The organism is uncultured Pseudoxanthomonas sp., from assembly GCF_947498795.1.
GTDB lineage: Bacteria > Pseudomonadota > Gammaproteobacteria > Xanthomonadales > Xanthomonadaceae > Pseudoxanthomonas_A.
Genome location: NZ_CANMLQ010000001.1, coordinates 507,961 through 526,220, shown reverse-complemented (window position 1 = coordinate 526,220; position 18,260 = coordinate 507,961). Strand labels below are relative to the sequence as shown.

Sequence of the window (18,260 nt, the reverse complement as noted above, 5' to 3'; positions counted from 1 at the left end):
CCGGGTCACATCCCGCGGAAGCGCTGCTGGAAGGCGCCGCTGACCGGCAGCACGTCGTCGCGTCCCTTGACGCTCAACAGGTGCCGGCCGAGTTCGTCTTTGCGCACGCGATCGATGGCCTGCACGCGCACCAGCACGCCGCGGTGCACCTGCCAGAACACGTCCGGGTCGAGTCCGCCGAGCAGATCCTTCAACGGCATGCGGATGATCGCTTCGTCGTCGGCCGTCACCACGCGCACGTACTTGTCCTGCGCCTGGAAGAACAGCACCTCGTCGATCGCGATCATGCGCACGCTGTCGCCGACGCTGGCGGTGATCCAGCGGATCAGGCGATCGCCCTGCGGCCGCAGGCGCGCTTCCAGATCGTCGATCAGCGTGCGCATGTCCGGTGCACGCGTTTCGGCCAGGCGTGCCTGCATGCGCTCCACCGCCTGCGCCAGGCGCGCGTCCTGCACCGGCTTCAACAGGTAGTCCGCCGCACCGGCCTCGAACGCACGGATGGCGTAATCCTCGTACGCGGTGGTGAACACCACCAGCCCGCCTTGCGCCACTACCTGCCGGGCGACGTCCAGGCCGCTGACGCCCGGCATGCGGATGTCGAGGAAGGCGACCTGCGGGCGGTGTTGCGCGACCGCATCCAGTGCCGACAGGCCATCCTCGCAGACCGCCACGATCTCGAGGTCCGGCCACGCCGCGCGCAACTGTTGCTGCAACGCGCGACGCTGCGGCGCTTCGTCTTCGGCGATCAGGGCGGTGACGGCCTTCATGCCGACGACCCTAGCGGCACGCGGATCTCGGCGCAAACACCGCGACCGTCGACGGCCGGCGCCAAGGCGAACGCGGCACGTGTGCCGTAACGCGCCGACAGTTGTTCGCGCACGTTCGCCAGGCCGACGCCCGTGCTCAGGCCGGGTTGCAGGCCGGCGCCATCGTCGCGCACCTGCACGCGCAGCATGCCGTCCTCGCGGACCGCCTCGATGTCGATGCGGCCCGGACCCGGCCTGGGTTCGATGCCGTGTTTGATCGCGTTCTCCACCAGTGTGATCAGCAGCGAGGGCGGGAACGGCGACGCGCGCACCGCATCGTCGGCGCGCACGGCGTACGCCAGCCGGCCGCCCATGCGCACCTGCATCAGTGCGAGGTAACTGCTGCAGATATCGAGCTGCTGGCCGAGCGTGGCGTGCAGGCCGCGGTCGTCGCGCAGTTTCGGAATGGTGGCGCGCAGGAAATCGACCAGGGCATCCAGCGTGGCTTCGGCCTGTGCGGGATCCTGCCGCATCAGCGCGCGCACCGAGGCCAGGGTGTTGAACAGGAAATGGGGTTCCACCTGCGCCTGCAGCACGCCCAGGCGCAGGTCGGCTTCGTGCACGCGTCCTTCCAGCGCGCTGAGTTCGCGTTCATGATGGTGCTCGTCCCAGCGGCGGTGTTCACTGAAGTACGCCCGCAGCGCCAGCCCGCCGCCGAACAGACCGTAGACGACCACCAGCCCAGCGACGTTGATCGCCAGCCCGATCGCCTTCACCAACGGCGTCAATGTGGGCGGATTCATCGACAGTCCCGCAGCCTCCAGGCCTGGCTTGATCAACTGTTCGATGTAGGACGATCCGACGCGATCGATGAAGAAGCTGAGCACCATGCCGACCAGCACGGCGATCACGACGGCCTTGCGCTCGCGCGCCACCGGCCATGCACGGTGCCGCACCGCGGTGGCCAACGCAGGTCCCAACGTGGCCATGAGACTGAAGACCACGAATTCGGTGAGGCCCACTTTGATCGCGACGCCGAGGTCCTGTACCACCACACCGCTGCCGGCGCCGATGAAGGCGGCGACCACCGCGATCACGCTGCAGAACAGCAGGCTGCGCCCGAGCAGCCAACGCAGGCCGAACACTGGATACTGACGGTAGCGACTCCATACCGCATCGCCGCCCACCAGCACTTCGGCGGGCAGCTTCTGTCGCAGCGGATAGGTCCGCTCCATGCTTACTTCCTTTCGCCGCGCAGTTGCTGGCCGGCCTGCTTCAGCGTCAGCGCGACCACCTTGCCGGCCGCATCGCGTTCGAAGCGGATTTCAGCACCGACGGCGTCCATGACGAACACATCGCGTTCGACCGCCTGCACCGGCAGCGCCGGCTGGCCCGTGCCCTGGATGGTCAGCGTCTCGCCCTGCGCCTTCACCGTGAGCGCGAACGCGGGCACCAGCGGGTATTCGCCTTCGTATTCACGCAATGCGGCCGCATCGATCTTCAACACAGGCTTCGCCGCGGCGGCATCGATCCGCTTGGCCGGCAGCACGCCCCCCATCTGCATCCACGTGAACGACTGGCCCGCCGCCGTGCGCTGCGGCCGCAGCACCGCGTCGAACTCGCGCGGATAGAAATCGCCTGCGCTGTCGTAGCCCATCGCATACGCGCCCTGGCCGGCCACCTGGATTTCCAGCGCATCACCCTTGCGGCGCAGGACCATCTTCATGCCACCGGCGAGTTCGTATTCGCCGGCGAGTGCGTCGAGCAACGTGCCGTCCGGCGTGGCCTCGCGGCGCGGCGTGCCGAGGGGGAAGCTGACATCAACCAGATGCAGGCCCAGCGAGCCTAGGCTGCCGATGGAGTTCCAGGTCGTGTCGGAGAGGATCACCACGCCGCGCTGCTTGTCCTTGTCGAACGACACGAACGACGAGAAACCACCGGTGCCGCCTTCGTGCACGTGCACGGTGCGTCCGCCAACGGGCATCAGCATCCAGTTCATCGCCATCGGTGGCGAGTCCGACACCTTCTGCTGCGAACGCTGCAAAGCGGCCGAGATCGAGGTGGATTCGGTTCCCAACTGGCCTTGCACGTAGCGCACCATGTCATCGAGCGTGGCGCGCACGCCGCCGACACCGGCGAGGTTGGTCTGGAAATGCCAGGCGGACGTGGTCCGTGCGTTCGGCGTATGGCCCACGGCTGCGCGCACACCGGCGGGCGCCACGTTGACATAGGCATGTCGCATGCCGAGCGGCGCGAACAGGCGCTGCTTCAGCAGCGTCTCCATATCCGTGCCCGCGCGACGTGCGACGGCGTACGAGAGCACCATCGAGGCGAAGTTGGAATATTCGAACTTCGTGCCGGGCGCCGCGGTGAGGGTGACGTCGCCCAACGAGGCGAGCAATGCGGCTTCGTCTAGCTTCGCGTACGGGTCCGTCATGTCCGGTGCACCCATGCGGGAGGGCAGCGCCGGGAGTCCGGAGGTGTGGGTCACGATGTGGCGCAGCAGGATCGGCTTGCCCTGGAACTGCGGCAGCTTCGTGCCGTCGGGCAGCCACGCGGAGAGCGGATCGTCCAGCGAACCTTTCCCCTGCCCGATCAGGTCGGCGAGCAAGGCAGCCGTCATGGTCTTGCTGACCGAGCCGATCTCGAAGGCGGCATCGGGCCCGATGCGCGACGCATCCTTCGCATCCGCGCACTGGAAGGTGCGGGCGACGGTGCCGGCTTCGATGACCGCGACGGCCATGCAGGCCCCGGTGCGATCGCCCTGCAGGCGCTGCTGGACCTTGCCGGCCAGCGCCTGGTCGGTCATGGCATGGGCGGGCGTGACGGCGGCGAAGCCGGCGGCGGCAAGGGCGAGAGCGATCGAATGAGCATAGGCCATGGCGTTTCTCCTGACGGGATGGTGGCCATGCTGGCGGACGCCGTCGCCACGCGTGCGGGTCTGCGATGGACGACCCGGTGGCCGCGATGAACGCCGCGATCCCGCGGATGGCCGGCGCGCCAAGCCCTAGTCGCCCAGCAGCTGGCGCACGGTGGTGCCGTAGCGACGCGCGATGGAATCGCCGTCCACGTGGCGGCCTTCGGTGACCACCTCGCGGCCACCGACCCGGACCGCGCGGACCAATGGCCGGTTTCCCGCGAACAGCCAGCGGTCGACCACGTCGTCGGTCGTCGCGCCTGCCAGCGCGGTGGCATCGGCATCCAGCCAGACGGCGTCCTGCGGATCCGGCGCAAGGCCCGTGGCATCCGCCTCGCTGTCCAGTACTCCCGCCAGCAGGGTACGGCCGACACTCGGCGAACCCGGCAGCACCGCGATGTTGCGATGGCGCGTGATGAGTCGCTGGCCGTACTCCAGCCAGCGCAGCTCTTCCACCGGCGATACCGAGACGTGCGAATCCGAACCGATGCCCCAGCGGCCGCCGGCCTGCAGGAACTCGCGCAGCGGGAACAGGCCATCGCCGAGGTTCGCTTCCGTCGTGGGACAGATCGCGACGGTGGCGCCGCTATCGGCGATGCCACGTGTTTCTTCCGGCGTCAGGTGCGTGGCGTGTACCAGCGTCCAGCGCCGACCGACCGGGAATTCGCGCAGCAACCATTCCACCGGGCGCGCGTCGCGCAGCGCCAGGCAGTCCTGTACTTCGCCCATCTGCTCGGCAATGTGGATGTGCACCGGCGCATCGGCAGGCAGTGCCGACAGCACCTCGCGCATGGCGGCTTCCGGCACGGCACGCAGGCTGTGGAACGCACAGCCGACGCGCAACCGCGCGTCCTGCAGCGGACGCAGGGTTTCGAGCAGGCGGAGGAAACCGTCCACGTCGTGCCCGAACCTTCGCTGGCGCGCCGACAGTTCGCGCCCGTCGAAGCCGCCCGTCATGTACAGCACCGGCAGCAGGGTCAGGCCGATGCCAGTGTCGCGCGCGGCGGCGATCAAGGCGTTCGACATCGCCGCGGGGTCGCCGTAGGGGGCGCCATTGGGCTGGTGGTGCACGTAATGGAACTCGCACACGCGTGTGTAGCCGGCTTCCAGCATCTCGGCATACAGCTGCGTCGCCACCGCGTAGGTGCTCTCTGGCGTCATTCGCGCGGCGAAGCGATACATGATTTCCCGCCAGGTCCAGAAACTGTCTTCCGGATTCGTCTGGTGCTCGGCCATCCCCGCCATTGCCCGCTGGAAGGCGTGCGAATGCAGGTTGGCGATGCCGGGAACGCGCCATCCTGCGTCGGTCAGGACGGGCAGGCCTGCGTGGGAATCGGGATTCGACATGGCGGTGCTTACGGCCGGCGACAGGGGTGCGTTAGGCTACCGCGTCGCCCACGCCAAGACACGCCCGCCGCTATGCTTGCCATCGTCCTCTCGCTGGTTGCCGTCGCCCTCGCGCTGATGGCGGTCTTCATCGCCGTGCAGGCGCAGAAGAAGAAAGGCGGCGCCGGAGATCGCGTGAACGATGGCGGCTCCACCACGCACGGCGACATGGGCTGCGCATCCGACAGCGGAGGCGGTGGCTGCGATGGTGGCGGTGGAGGCGACTGACGACATGGAGACGCGCTGGGATGGCCTGCTGGTCAACGCCCGCCTGGTCACGCTGGCCGGCGATGACGGCTATGGCGTGGTGGAGAACGGTGCGCTGGGCTGGCGCGACGGCGCATTCGTGTTCGCGGGTCGCCTCGCGGATCTGCCAGCTCCACCGGCGTCGCTAACCGATCAGATCGTGGACGCGCAGGGCGATTGGGTGACGCCTGGCCTGGTGGATTGCCACACGCATGTGGTGTTCGCCGGCGACCGGGCTGGCGAGTTCGAACAGCGCCTGCAGGGCGCCAGCTACGAAGACATCGCGCGCGCCGGCGGCGGCATCGTGTCCACGGTACGGGCCACGCGCGCCGCCAGCGAGGACGCCCTGCTCGACGCCTCGCTGCCGCGCGCGCGCGCCTTGCGCGACGACGGCGTGACGACGCTGGAGATCAAGTCCGGCTACGGCCTCGACTTCGACAATGAACGCAAGATGCTGCGCGTGGCGCGCCGCATCGGCGACATCCTCGGTATCACCGTGCGCACCACCTTCCTTGGTGCGCATGCGCTGCCGCCCGAGTTCGCCGGGCGCGAGGACCACTACATCGACGCCGTGTGCACGTGGCTGCCGACGCTGCACGAGGAAGGTCTGGTGGACGCGGTGGATGCCTTCTGCGAGCGTATCGGCTTCACGGCGGCGCAGACGCAGCGCGTGTTCGAAGCGGCGCGCGCATTGGGCATCCCGGTGAAGCTGCATGCCGACCAGCTCAGCGATGGTGGCGGCGCGGCGTTGGTCGCGGCATTCGATGGCCTGTCGGCCGACCACGTGGAATACACGTCCGAGGCCGGCGTTGCGGCGATGGCGCGCGCAGGCAGCGTGGCGGTCCTGCTGCCGGGTGCCTTCCACGTGCTGCGCGAAACGAAACTGCCGCCGCTGGAGGCGTTCCGCGTTCATGGCGTGCCGATGGCGGTGGCGACGGACTGCAACCCGGGCACGTCGCCCCTGCAGTCGCTGCGCCTGGCCATGTCGCTGGCCTGTACGCATTTCCGCCTGACCCCGGAGGAAGCGCTGCGCGGCGCCACCGTGCATGCTGCGCAGGCGCTGGGCCTCGAGGATCGCGGCCGTCTGGTAGTGGGACAGCGCGCGGACTTCGTGCGCTGGCGCATCGGCCAGCCAGCGCAACTGGCGTATTGGCTGGGCGGCGATCTGGTCTCGGCCGTGCATGTGGGCGGTCTTGTCGTGAGTCCCCCCTGAAAAACAAAAACCCCGGCGAGAGCCGGGGTCTTGCGTTCGCGACCGGCGTGCGGGCGCGGCGGGCTTACTTGGCGACAGCCTTCTTGGCCACGGCCTTCTTCGCCGGCGCCTTCACGACCGACTTCTTGGCGGTAGCCGTGGCGGCGATGCCCGCCTTGGCGACGGTACGCTTGCGCGCGTTGCCGTAGCTGGACGAATAGCGCTTGCCCTTGGCCGTCTTGCGATCACCCTTGCCCATCTGTGTTCTCCTGATTCAATGAAAAGTCCGCCCGGACGAGGGCGGCTGCGCGGGCATCCACCAGACCGGGGCGCCGCGCGCGAGGCCGCAAAGCCTACCACAGCGGGGCCTCCGCGGCCGCTGCCGCCGTGTGGCGCCGGACTCAGTGGGCGCAGCTGGCGTCGTGCACGTGCCAATGGTTCAGGCGCAGGTTCAGCAGGTGCGCCAGCCCCACCAGTAGCCCCCCCACCGTCATCACGACGGCATGGGGCACTGCGGCTTCATGCAAGGGCGCATACAGCACGCCTGCCCACAGGGCCATCAGACCGAACAGCAACATGCCCAACGCGCGGAAGGCCCGGTGCCGGCGGTAGCCCCATACCAGGCTGAAAAGCCCCAGCACCGTGACGAACACGACGAAGCCGCGTTCGAAACCATCGCCCAGCCAGATCGACAGTCCGAGCGACGGGATCACCGCCAGCAGCAGCGGCGTGATGGCGCAATGCAGCGCGCACACCAGCGAGCCGGCGGCGGCGAAGCGGTCGAGCAGCGATCGGAACGAGGACTTCATGGAGACGAGTATGACTTCCGGGAGGGTTATATTGTCACTATTGGTATAATATAACATCATTCGCAACCCCACCTGAGTGATCCCCCTTCCATGCCATCCCCACGCCGTCTCGCCCGCCCTGCTCCTCGCCTGCTGGTGACCGCCCTCGCCCTCGCGCTGGCCTCCCCCCTCGCTTTCGCCAACGACGCCGGCGCTCCCCAGGCCAAGGACCTGGACGCGGTCGTCGTCACGGCCTCGCCGCTGAAGGGCAATGCCGAATCCGTCGCCACGCCCGTGGATGTCCTCTACGGCGAAGACCTGGACAAGGCCAAGGCCGGCACGCTGGGCGAGACGGTCGCCAAGCTGCCGGGCGTGCAGACCACCTACTTCGGCACGGGCGTTGGCCGGCCGATCATCCGCGGCCAGGAGGGACCGCGCGTACAGGTGCTGTCCGGCGGCCTCGGCTCGATGGATGCCTCCACCGTGAGCGCCGACCATGCGGTCAGCATCGAACCCTTCCTCGCCGACCAGATTGAAGTGCTGAAGGGCCCGGCGACCCTGCTGTTCGGCAGCGGCGCCATCGGCGGCGCCGTCAATGTCGTGGACGGCCGCCTGGCCGAATCGATCCCCGACCAGCCGCTCAGCGGCCGCGCCGAAGTCCGCGGCAACACCGTCAACGACGAACGCACCGGCATGTTCCGCCTCGACGGTGTGAGCGGAAACTGGGTGCTGCACGTCGATGGCCTGGTGCGCGACACCGACGACTACGACATTCCCGGCGTCGCGATCCTGCACGACCATGAGGAAGGCGAGGAACACGAAGAGGAACCCCAGCCTGACGGCACGCTGCCGAACAGTTCGCTCAGCACCAAGGCAGGCGCGGTCGGCGCTACCTATCTCGGCGACCGTGGCTATTTCGGCCTTGCCGCCAGCACCTACCGCAGCAACTACGGGATTCCCGCCGGTGCCCACGTGCATGGCGAGGAAGACCACGACCACGACCATGACGGAGAAGCAGACCACGATGACGAGGCGCACGAAGAAGGCCCCGTGCGCATCGACATGGTGCAGAACCGGTGGGACATGAAGGCTGGCGTCTACGATCCGGTGTCGTTCCTCGAAAGCCTCAACCTGCGTGCCGCGTGGAACGACTACGAACATGTCGAGCTGGAAGGCGAAGAGATCGGCACGCGCTTCACCAACGAGGGGTATGACGCCCGGCTGGAGGCGGTGCAGAAACCGTGGAACGGCTGGCGCGGCGCCTTCGGCCTGCAGGTCGGCAGCACCGACTTCAGCGCGGTGGGGGCGGAGGCCTTCGTGCCGTCCACGGTCACGGACACCCTGGGGTTGTTCGTCCTGCAGCAGAAGGACTTCGGCCCATGGAAGCTGGAGCTGGGCGGCCGCTACGACCAGGTCAAGCTGAAGCCCGACGACCGCGCATCGATCGATTTCAGCGCCACCAATCTGTCGGCCGCGGCGATCTGGCGCCTGAGCGACGGCTTCGACCTGCGCTTCGGCCTGGACCGGTCGGAACGCGCGCCGACCAACGAAGAACTGTTCGCTGGCGGCACGCACGTGGCCACGCAGTCGATCGAAATCGGCGATGCCTCGCTGGATACGGAGAAAGGCGTGCGTGCGGAAATCGGCGCGCATTGGCACACCGATCGCGTGGACCTGAAGCTCGCGCTGTACCAGACCCGGTTCAAGGACTTCGTCTACCTCACCGACACGGGCGTGGAAGAGGAAGGCTATCCGGTCCGACTGTGGACGCAGGACGATGCGAAGTTCACGGGTGCCGAGGCGGAAGCGAAGATCCAACTGGCCGACACCGCCGCAGGTGCCTGGGACCTGCGCCTGTATGGCGACTACGTGCGCGCGAAGCTGGACGGCAACGGGCTGCGCACGGTCGCCTTCGAAGTCCCGCACGGCGACCACACGCACGGCTACGAAGTCGACATCGCGCAGGGCGGCTATCTGCCGCGCATCTCGCCGATGCGCGTCGGCGCAGACCTGGGCTGGTCGCTTGGCGGCTGGCGGGCCTCGCTGGGCGCGGTGCGCTACAGCAAGCAGGACGATGTGGCGCAGAACGAGGCGCCGAGCGACGGGTACACGCTGGTCGATGCCCACGTCGCATACCGGTGGGATCGCGTGGCATCGAGCTGGGAAGTGTTCCTGGACGGCAGCAACCTGACCGACGAAGAAGCCCGCCCGCATACCTCGCTGCTGCGCGACTACGCGCCGTTGCCGGGCCGCGGCGTGGCGTTCGGCATCCGCGCGTACTTCTGATCGACGCCTGACGGTCCTCCCCCGGGCGGCTGGCCTCCATGGCAGCCGCCCTTCTTGACATCAATTATGTGCATATACACATAATTGGCTTCCTCTCGTGCGAGTCCGTGCATGCCCACCCCTACGCCCAGTGTCTGCACTTGCTTCCGGTTGAGGCGGGCCAGCCGGCGCGTGACCCAGGTGTACGACCACGAACTGGCGGCCGTCGGCCTGAGCCTCAACCAGTATTCGATACTCCGCCGCACGGAACGCGAGCCTCGCGCGCTCGGCGGACTCGCGGACGAACTCGGCATGGATCGCACCACGCTGACCCGCAACCTCTCGCCGCTGGTGGACGCCGGTTTGCTGGAAACCGTGCGTGGCGAGGATGCACGTCAGCGCCTGGTCGCGCTGACGACCGAAGGACGGGCGCGGCTCACCCGCGCGAAACCCCGTTGGCAGCGCGCGCAAGCGGTCATCGACGGCTTGATGGGCGACACTGCCGTCAAACGCCTGCACGACGACCTCGACCGTCTCGACGATCTTCTGCGGAAACACCTGGGAGACGCTGCATGAGCGCCACCTTCGCAACACCCGCACCGCGCATGCACTGGGGCCTGCTGCTGGCCGCATCCGCCACCCTGATGATCACGATGGGAGCGCGGCAGACGACCGGACTGTTCGTCGCCCCGATCCACCAGGAAACGGGCATCGGCATCGCCGCGATCAGTTTCGCCCTCGCCATCGGCCAGTTCACCTGGGGCGCAGTGCAGCCCGTCTTCGGCGCGGTGGCGGACAAGCGCGGTTCGACCGGCGTGCTGGTGCTCGGCGCCGTCCTTCTCTCTCTGGGACTCGCGCTCACGCCCCACCTGACCTCGCCGTGGGGATTGATGTTCACGTTGGGCGTACTGACAGCGGCCGGCGCCGGCGCCGGCAGCTTCTCGATCCTGATCGGCGCGACCGCGCAACAACTGGCGCCCGAGAAGCGCTCGTTCGCCGCCGGCTTCATCAACGCGGGCGGATCGCTGGGCCAGTTCGTGTTCGCGCCGCTGGTGCAGGCCGTCATCGCGTTCGCCGGCTGGGCCAGTGCGATGTACACGCTCGCGGTCGCATCGCTGCTCGCGATCCCGCTGGCCTTCCGGCTGCGCAAGAAAGCCGTGGCGACGACGGGCGCGACCACGGCAACCGCGATCGGCGACATCAGCCTGAAGCAGCAGATCGCGCTCGCCCTGCGCGACCGTAGTTACTGGATGCTTCACCTCGGCTTCTTCACCTGCGGCGTGCACATCGCCTTCCTGGTGACGCACCTGCCGGGCGAAGTCGCGCTGTGCGGCCTGCCCGCCAGCGTGTCGGCCGTGGCGCTGATGCTGATCGGCCTGTTCAACGTGGCGGGCAGCCTGATCGCCGGCGCACTCGGACAGCGCGTGCGGATGAAGTGGATCCTCGCGGTGATGTACGCCAGTCGCGCGGTGATGATCGCGTTGTATCTGGCATCGCCACCTACCCCGCTGACGTTCTACATCTTCGCCGCCGCACTCGGCTTCACCTGGCTGGCCACGGTGCCGCCGACCGCCGGACTGGTCGGCAAGCTGTTCGGCCCACGCTACTTGGGCACGCTGTTCGGACTGACCCTGCTGTCGCACCAGATCGGCGGTTTCTTCGGCGCATGGCTGGGTGGTCTGGCGCTGGAACGCTTCGGCGACTACACCTGGATGTGGTACGCGGACATGATGCTGGCGCTGATCGCAGCCGCAGCGAACCTGCCGATCCGGGAAGCGTCGCCTAAAGCAGTACCGGCAGCGGCGTAGGAGCGTTGCCTAGTGGGAGCGACGTAAGTCGCGATGAACCACTCTGGCATGTCATCGCGACTTACGTCGCTCCCACAGCAAGCTGAGGCCTAAGCCTCGGCGCACCGCGCGCACAGCCCATGCACTTCCAGCGTCTGCGCCTGCGGCTGGAAGCCAAGCGCCTTGGCTCGCGCATCGAGTGCCGCCACCACGTCGCGGTCCTCCAGCTCCACCGCGCTGTGGCAGCGGTCGCAGATGAGGAACGGCACCGAGTGCTGCGCACTGTTCGGGTGATGGCAGGCGACGAAGGCGTTCATCGACTCGAGCTTGTGCACGAACCCGTTGGCCATCAGGAAATCCAGCGCGCGGTAGACGGTGGGCGGCGCATCGGCACCGACCCCCTTGGTCGCGCGCACCCATTCGAGCAGTTCGTAAGCCTTCACCGGCTTGCCGGCTTCGGCGATCAGTTGCAGTACTCGGGCGCGGATCGGGGTCAGCCGCAGGCCACGCTCCTGGCACGCGTGCTCCACCGCCGCCACGAAGGCTTGCGCATCGTGGACGTGGTGGTGCGGGTCGGTGCAGGCGTGGACGTGCGGCATGGGCGATCCGGAGTCAGGCGGACGTACCACTCTTGATGAGTGCGGCGTCGATGCGTTTCAAGGCTTCGTCGCGACCGGCCAGGTATACGGTCTGCGAAATGTCGGGGCTGACCTGGGTGCCGGTGATCGCCACGCGCAGCGGCTGGGCCACCTTCCCCATGCCGAGCTCCAGCGCGGCCGCAGCCTCGTGCAGGGCCATGGACACGCTCTCGGCGCTCCAGTCTGCCAGCGCCTCGAGCCGCTCGCGGGCCTCGGCCAGCGGTGCCTTCGCCGCGGCCCCGAGATGCTTGGCCACGGCAGCCTCGTCGTACACGTCCAACGGCTGGTACCAGACCACCGCCTTCTCGGCCATGTCCTTCAGCGTCTGCACGCGATCACGCAAGGCGATGACGACATCGGCGGGCGCAGGCCCGGCCGACGGATCGATACCGAGCTTTTCGAGTTGGTAAACCAGATGCGGCGCGACGTCCGAAGGCGCGTCGGTCTTCAGGTAGTGCTGGTTCACCCAGCCCAGCTTGGCCATGTCGAGGCGCGCGGCCTTGGAGTTCACGTCCTTCACGTCGAACAGCTTGATCAGCTCCTGCCGCGAGAACAGTTCCTGGTCGCCATGCGACCAGCCCAGCCGCGCCAGGTAGTTGATCAGCGCGTGCGGCAGATAGCCGGCGTCCTTGTACTGCATCACGTCGGCCGCGCCGGTGCGCTTGGACAGCTTGGCGCCCTGCTCGTCCAGGATCATCGGCATGTGCGCGAACTTCGGCACCGGCGCGCCCAGCGCTTCGTATATGTTGATCTGGCGCGGCGTGTTGTTGATGTGGTCGTCGCCGCGAATCACCTCGGTGATGCCCATGTCCCAGTCGTCCACGACCACGGCGAAGTTGTACGTGGGGTAGCCGTCGGGGCGGAAGATCACCATGTCGTCGAGCTCGCTGTTGGCGATCTCGATGCGGCCCTTGATCAGGTCATCGAAGGCGACCACGCCGTCGAGCGGATTCTTGAAGCGGATGACGCGGTTCGGATCGTCGCGGTGCGGCAGGCCCTGCTCGCGCGCAGCGCCGTTGTAGCGCGGCTTCTCCTGCTTCGCCATCGCGGCCTCGCGCATGGCGTCGAGTTCTTCGCGTGTCTCGTAGGCGTAGTAGGCCTTGCCGGCGGCGACCAGCTGCTCGGCGACTTCGCGGTAACGGTCGATGCGCTGGGTCTGGTAGATCGGGCCTTCGTCGTAGCCCAGGCCCAGCCAGTCCATCGCATCCAGGATCGCGTCGATCGCGGCCTGGGTGCTGCGCTCGCGGTCGGTGTCCTCGATGCGCAGGATGAAATCGCCGCCGCGATGACGCGCTTCCAGCCAGCAGTACAGCGCCGTGCGGGCGCCACCGATGTGGAGGTAGCCGGTGGGACTGGGGGCGAAGCGGGTACGGCAGGCCATGGGCAACTCGATGGACGGAATACGGCGATTTTAACCCGCGCGCACCGCGTTTCCCCCTGCTCATTCAGGGGGAGGCTTAGAATCCCCACATGACCACGCTCTTCATCTCCGATCTGCACCTGGACGCCGAACGCCCCGCCGTGACCGAGCTGTTCGGGACCTTCATGCAGGGGGAGGCCCGCAGCGCCGATGCACTGTACATCCTGGGCGACCTGTTCGAGGCCTGGGTGGGCGATGACGACCCCTCGGAGACCGGCGCCTACGTGACCGCCCGGATCCGCGAGGTGGCCGACGCCGGGGTGCCGGTGTACTTCATCCGGGGCAACCGCGATTTCCTCGTCGGCGATGCTTTCGCGCGCCGGGCCGGCATGCGCATCCTGCCCGACCCCGCCGTCGTCATGCTGTACGGCAAGCCGGCGATCCTGATGCACGGCGATCTGCTCTGCACCGGCGATGTCGCCTACCAGGCGTTCCGCGCACAGACACGCAATCCAGCCTGGCAGGCGCAGTTCCTGGCGCAGCCGCTGGCCGCACGGCTGGCCTTCGCGGCGCAGGCACGCGCTGCCAGCGCTGCGCACCAGGGCGGCATGAAGCAGAACGACAGGGCACAGTTCGAAACCTTGACCGACGTGACGCCGGCAACGGTGGATGCGACGTTCGCGCAGTTCGGCATCGACACGCTGATCCACGGCCATACGCACCGCCCGGCGATCCACGACCTCGCGGTCGGTGATCGCACCTGCCGCCGCATCGTGCTGGGCGACTGGTACGAGCAGGGATCCGTACTGCGCGTCGAGCCTGACGGGATGGCGCTGGATTCGCTCTGAGCGATGCGTGCCATGAGATGCAGTCCATGGGAGCGACGCAAGTCGCGATGAACTACCGCGGTGCCGTCATCGCGACTTACGTCGCCCCCACCGCTGTTCCACCCTCGACGTCACGGCGCTTCCAGCGCCGCCAGTTCATCCTCGTCGAAACCCGCCAGCAGCCGCGCTTCGATATTGAAAGGACCGTGCAGGTAGCCGCCCGCGTATTCCCTCAGCAGTTCGCGGAAGCGCGCGCGCGGCTCGATGCCGCGCTGTTCGCAATACCAGCGGAACCAGCGTGACCCCGCGGCGACATGCGCGACTTCCTCGCGCAGGATGACGTCGAGGATCGCGACGGTCTGTTCGTCTCCGAGGTCGCGCAGCTTCACGATCATGCCGGGCGTGACGTCCAGCCCGCGCGCTTCCAGTACGCGCGGTACCAGCGCCATCCGCGCAAGACCGTCATGTGCGGTCTTCTCGGTCATTTCCCAAAGACCGTTGTGCGCGTCGAAGTCGCCGTAGTCGTAACCCAGTTCACGCAACCGGTCGCGCAGCAGCACGAAGTGGCGCGACTCGTCATGGGCCACGCCGACCCAGTCCGCATAGAACGCGGCCGGCAGTCCGCGGAAGCGGTACACCGCATCCCAGGCCAGATCGATGGCGTTGAGTTCGATGTGCGCGATGGCATGGATGAAGGCTGCCCTGCCCGGCACGCTGCCCAGTCCGCGGCGAGGCAGGTCGCGCGGGTGCACCAGCACGGGCCTGGGCGGACGTCCTGGCATGCGGATCGGCGCAGGCGGCGGCGCATCGGGGCAGGCTGCGAGTTCGCCGCGCGCGAACGCGGTGGCGTAGTCCTGCGTCAGCGCGACCTTCGCGTCGATGTCCGACGCGTCCAGGCAGATGCGCGCGGCCTCGAACAGCGTGGCCATGCCCGCCGGCCGCGTCAGCCGACGCGGCGCTTGCGCTTGGCTTCGTCGGAGCGCGCCTGTTCGATGCGCGCGAAGTATCCCGGCTCGATGCCGGTGACGTACTTGCCGTCGAAGCACGAAGAATCGAACTCCGTGAGGTTCGGATTGCCCTCGCGCACGGCGGCTTCCAGGTCTTCCAAGTCCTGGTAGATCAGCCAGTCGCAGCCCAGCTCGCGCTCGATGTCCTCGACACTGCGTTCGTGCGCCACCAGCTCGTCGGCGGCCGGCATGTCGATGCCGTAGATATTGGGATGGCGGACCGGCGGCGCTGCACTGGCCAGGTAGACCTTGCGCGCGCCGGCATCGCGCGCCATCTGCACGATCTGCTTGGACGTGGTGCCCCGCACGATCGAATCGTCGACCAGCAGCACGACGCGGTTGCGGAATTCCAGGTTGATCGGGTTGAGCTTGCGGCGCACCGACTTCACCCGTTCGCCCTGCCCCGGCATGATGAACGTGCGGCCGACGTAACGGTTCTTGATGAAGCCCTCGCGGTACTTCACGCCCAGCACGTTGGAAATCTCCAGCGCAGCGTCGCGCGAGGTATCCGGGATCGGGATGATCGTGTCGATATCGTGGTCGGGACGCAGGCGCAGGATCTTCTCGCCCAGCTTCACGCCCATGCGCATGCGGGCCTTGTGCACCGACACGTTGTCGATCATCGAATCCGGGCGCGCGAAGTACACGTACTCGAAGATGCAGGGTGCGTGCTGCGGGGCGTCCGCGACGATTTCACTGAACAGCTCGCCGCGCGCCGTGATCACGATCGCCTCGCCGGGCTGCACGTCGCGCATGCGCACGAAGCCGAGGATGTCGAGCGCGGCGGATTCGGACGCGATGATGTATTCGGTGCCTTCGCCATGCTCGCGCTTGCCCAGCACCAGCGGCCGGATGCCGTGCGGATCGCGGAACGCCACCAGGCCGAGGCCCAGCACCACGCTGACGACGGCATAACCGCCCTTCACCCGGCGGTGCACACCGGCCACGGCGCGGATCGCGGCTTCAGGGGTGAGCGTGCGTTGCAGGTCCAGCTCGTGCGCGAACACGTTCAGCAGCACTTCACTGTCCGAATCGGTGTTGATGTTGCGTCGGTCCTGCGCGAACACGTCCTGGCGCAAGGCGTCGGTGTTGATCAGGTTGCCGTTGTGCGCCAGCGCGATGCCGTAGGGCGAATTCACGTAGAACGGCTGCGCTTCGTCCATGCCCTCGGAGCCGGCGGTGGGATAGCGGCAATGGGCGATGCCCACGCGCCCTTCCAGCACGCTCATCGCCTTGGCGTTGAACACGTCCCGTACCAGTCCGTTGTCCTTGTGCACGCGCAGCCGCGTGCCGTCGGCCGTGGCGATGCCGGCGGCGTCCTGTCCGCGGTGCTGGAGGACGGTCAGCCCGTCATAAAGCTGGCCGGCGACGTTCTGGTTGCCGACGATTCCGACGATGCCGCACATGGTGGATCTACTCCGGTTTCGACGCGGGTGAGGCAGACGAGGGGGCGTGCTCCTGTGGTGCGCCGGGCTCTTCCAGCGGCAGGGGCAGCAGCGTTTGCAGGCGCGCATTATCGCCCGCTGGGCGTCCGTTGCCAAAGTCCAGTTCCTGCACAGTCCATTCCGGCAACCATTGCGACAACCATTGCGCACCCGGCAGCAGCACGGGGACGACGGACGAGCGTTTCCATTCAGGTTCGCGGGGCAACTCGGTGAAGGCGGCCAGCAGCAGCACGATGCAGGCGACGAAGGCCCCACGCGCGAGTCCCAGCGCCAGACCCAGCACGCGATCCAGACCCGACAGGCCCACCGACTTGACGAGGTGGCGGATGGCCCAGCCGGTCAGTCCGACGAAGATCATCACGCCGATGAAGCTCATGACGTAGCCGCCCAGCAACTCGCTCGCCGACGGCTGGCCGTCGCCCGACAACGCATGGGCCACGTCGCCGCCGTAATGGAACGCCACCCAGCCGGCCAACAGCCAGGCGACCATCGACGCGAGCGCACTGATGAAGCCGCGCATCAGGCCGAACAGGGTCGACACGCCGACGATGGCCAGCAGCGTCAGGTCCAGCGCGCTCATGCAGCGCGCCCGTGGCGCTCGATGCGACGGCGCGACGGCATCAAGGGTGCGGACGGACCATGCCGTCGACACCGATCTTCGATGCCACCTGTCCCTTCAGTCGGTCCGCATCGGCGCGGTTGGCGACCGGTCCCACGCGCACGCGATTGAGCGTGCCCTTGTCGGTGCGCACCTGTTCGACGAACGCACTGAAGCCGGCACTGCGCGCACGGTCGCGCAACGCGTTGGCGTCGGACGCATTCGAGAAGGCCCCAAGTTGCACGGCGAACCCGGTACCGGACGCGGCGGGCTTCGTCGCCTCGGCAGGCTTGGTCGCAGATGCCGTCGCTGTCGCCGGCGTGGTGGCGGCGGGCTTCGTCGGTGCCGGGGCGGCAGCCGGCTTGACCTCGGTCGTCGCAGGCTTCGGCGCCGGTTTCATGGGCTCGGGGGGCAGCGCCTGGGTGGTGACGGCGGGCGTGGCCGGGGTGGCCGTGGCGACGGACGCGACGGGGGCAGTCGACGGTGTGGCAGCCGGCGTGCCGGCGGGAACGTCGAGCGTCACGACCTGGGCGTTGACGTCGCCGCGGATCTTGATGGCGTCCAGGCGCGCGGCTTCGGCTTGCGGACGGTCGGCGTAGGGACCGACGCGAACGCGGAACGCGGGTTTGCCGTTGATGGTGGCCGGCTCGACGAAGCCTGGCAGGGTCGCCTGGCGCACACGGGCCAGGACGGCGTCGGCATCGGCCTGGGTGGCGTAGGCGCCGAAACTGACGGCGAAGTTGCCGGCCGCCGTCGCCGCCGGCTGAAGGGCGCCCGCAGCCGGCGCCGGCTCCGCGGCGGGCGCAGCCACCTGGCCCTGCAGTCCCACGGCACCGGACGCAGGTGCGTTGCCCGGCGTCACCAGCGGCAGTTCACGCGTTTCGAATTCGCCATCGGCCGTGGGCGGTACGTCCAGCGGCACGTCGGACACGCCACTGTCGGGTGCAGGCCCCTTCACCAGCATGGGCAGGAAGATGACGGCAAGCGCCACCAGCACGACGGCACCGATCAGGCGCTGTTTCAGGGCAGTATCCATCCAGGTCCACGGCAGCTGCGGC

At 68.0% G+C, this 18,260-nt stretch carries 18 protein-coding genes; 6 read left to right on the top strand and 12 right to left on the bottom strand.

All coding sequences use genetic code 11. The features are described 5' to 3' along the window. Positions 1-5 precede the first annotated feature (5 nt). The 4 genes from Q0907_RS02495 to Q0907_RS02480 all read right to left on the bottom strand — a co-directional run bounded on the left by Q0907_RS02495 (position 6) and on the right by Q0907_RS02480 (position 5,010). On the bottom strand, positions 6-767 hold the full coding sequence (locus tag Q0907_RS02495) for a LytTR family DNA-binding domain-containing protein (RefSeq protein ID WP_299341163.1): 762 nt from the start codon (positions 765-767) through the stop codon (positions 6-8). Beyond that, positions 764-1,981 carry a histidine kinase gene (locus Q0907_RS02490; protein WP_299341159.1) on the bottom strand — a complete coding sequence of 406 codons (1,218 nt, stop codon included), beginning with the start codon at positions 1,979-1,981 and terminating at the stop codon, positions 764-766. Before Q0907_RS02490 ends, Q0907_RS02495 begins: the two co-directional genes overlap by 4 nt. 2 nt (positions 1,982-1,983) lie before the next feature. Then, the gene (locus Q0907_RS02485; RefSeq protein ID WP_299341157.1) at positions 1,984-3,627 is read right to left on the bottom strand and encodes a serine hydrolase; all 1,644 of its coding nucleotides are present in this window, start codon (positions 3,625-3,627) and stop codon (positions 1,984-1,986) included. A gap of 126 nt (positions 3,628-3,753) precedes the next feature. Further along, complete coding sequence (locus Q0907_RS02480) at positions 3,754-5,010, bottom strand: formimidoylglutamate deiminase (protein WP_299341154.1); 1,257 nt, start codon at positions 5,008-5,010, stop codon at positions 3,754-3,756. Positions 5,011-5,082: 72 nt separating this feature from the next. Between Q0907_RS02480 and Q0907_RS02475 the strand changes: the two genes are divergently transcribed. Together Q0907_RS02475 and hutI are read left to right on the top strand one after the other, a co-directional pair. Next, entirely contained in the window at positions 5,083-5,277 is a 195-nt protein-coding gene (locus tag Q0907_RS02475; protein WP_296279086.1) for a hypothetical protein, read from the top strand. Between the two features lie 4 nt (positions 5,278-5,281). Continuing rightward, complete coding sequence (gene hutI, locus Q0907_RS02470) at positions 5,282-6,508, top strand: imidazolonepropionase (protein WP_299341151.1); 1,227 nt, start codon at positions 5,282-5,284, stop codon at positions 6,506-6,508. A 64-nt stretch (positions 6,509-6,572) separates the two neighbouring features. Here hutI and Q0907_RS02465 read toward each other — a convergent pair whose 3' ends face one another. Further along, positions 6,573-6,746 carry a 30S ribosomal protein THX gene (locus tag Q0907_RS02465; RefSeq protein WP_296279084.1) on the bottom strand — a complete coding sequence of 58 codons (174 nt, stop codon included), beginning with the start codon at positions 6,744-6,746 and terminating at the stop codon, positions 6,573-6,575. 142 nt (positions 6,747-6,888) lie between these two features. Beyond that, positions 6,889-7,296: a MerC domain-containing protein gene (locus tag Q0907_RS02460; RefSeq protein ID WP_299341148.1), complete on the bottom strand. Its 408-nt coding sequence runs from the start codon at positions 7,294-7,296 to the stop codon at positions 6,889-6,891. 90 nt (positions 7,297-7,386) lie between these two features. Between Q0907_RS02460 and Q0907_RS02455 the strand changes: the two genes are divergently transcribed. From Q0907_RS02455 to Q0907_RS02445, 3 genes are all read left to right on the top strand, one after another. Next, the gene (locus Q0907_RS02455) at positions 7,387-9,561 is read left to right on the top strand and encodes a TonB-dependent receptor (RefSeq protein ID WP_299341146.1); all 2,175 of its coding nucleotides are present in this window, start codon (positions 7,387-7,389) and stop codon (positions 9,559-9,561) included. Between the two features lie 171 nt (positions 9,562-9,732). After that, positions 9,733-10,116, top strand: coding sequence for a MarR family winged helix-turn-helix transcriptional regulator (locus Q0907_RS02450; protein ID WP_343229802.1), 384 nt, complete (start codon positions 9,733-9,735; stop codon positions 10,114-10,116). Then, positions 10,113-11,348 (top strand): MFS transporter, encoded by a 1,236-nt coding sequence (locus tag Q0907_RS02445; RefSeq protein WP_299341141.1) that lies wholly within the window; start codon positions 10,113-10,115, stop codon positions 11,346-11,348. Before Q0907_RS02450 ends, Q0907_RS02445 begins: the two co-directional genes overlap by 4 nt. A gap of 89 nt (positions 11,349-11,437) precedes the next feature. On the opposite strand, the gene Q0907_RS02440 is transcribed toward Q0907_RS02445, so the two are convergent. After that, the gene (locus Q0907_RS02440; protein ID WP_296279079.1) at positions 11,438-11,926 is read right to left on the bottom strand and encodes a Fur family transcriptional regulator; all 489 of its coding nucleotides are present in this window, start codon (positions 11,924-11,926) and stop codon (positions 11,438-11,440) included. 13 nt (positions 11,927-11,939) lie between these two features. Continuing rightward, positions 11,940-13,346, bottom strand: a complete 1,407-nt coding sequence (gene gltX, locus Q0907_RS02435; protein WP_299341138.1) for a glutamate--tRNA ligase — start codon at positions 13,344-13,346, stop codon at positions 11,940-11,942. A gap of 89 nt (positions 13,347-13,435) precedes the next feature. Here gltX and lpxH point away from each other — a divergent pair, with 89 nt between their 5' ends. Further along, the gene (lpxH, locus tag Q0907_RS02430) at positions 13,436-14,173 is read left to right on the top strand and encodes a UDP-2,3-diacylglucosamine diphosphatase (RefSeq protein ID WP_299341135.1); all 738 of its coding nucleotides are present in this window, start codon (positions 13,436-13,438) and stop codon (positions 14,171-14,173) included. A gap of 110 nt (positions 14,174-14,283) precedes the next feature. Here the strand turns inward: lpxH and Q0907_RS02425 are convergent, their stop codons facing one another. From Q0907_RS02425 to Q0907_RS02410, 4 genes are read right to left on the bottom strand one after another with little or no spacing between them, the layout of a single operon-like run. Next, a complete protein-coding gene (locus tag Q0907_RS02425; RefSeq protein ID WP_299341132.1) occupies positions 14,284-15,081 on the bottom strand; it encodes a ferritin-like domain-containing protein in 798 nt (265 codons plus the stop codon). Between the two features lie 14 nt (positions 15,082-15,095). Beyond that, on the bottom strand, positions 15,096-16,565 hold the full coding sequence (gene purF / locus Q0907_RS02420) for an amidophosphoribosyltransferase (RefSeq protein WP_296279075.1): 1,470 nt from the start codon (positions 16,563-16,565) through the stop codon (positions 15,096-15,098). Between the two features lie 7 nt (positions 16,566-16,572). Next, positions 16,573-17,184, bottom strand: a complete 612-nt coding sequence (locus tag Q0907_RS02415) for a CvpA family protein (RefSeq protein ID WP_296279074.1) — start codon at positions 17,182-17,184, stop codon at positions 16,573-16,575. A 40-nt stretch (positions 17,185-17,224) separates the two neighbouring features. Then, entirely contained in the window at positions 17,225-18,238 is a 1,014-nt protein-coding gene (locus tag Q0907_RS02410; RefSeq protein WP_299341129.1) for an SPOR domain-containing protein, read from the bottom strand. Positions 18,239-18,260: the final 22 nt, after the last annotated feature.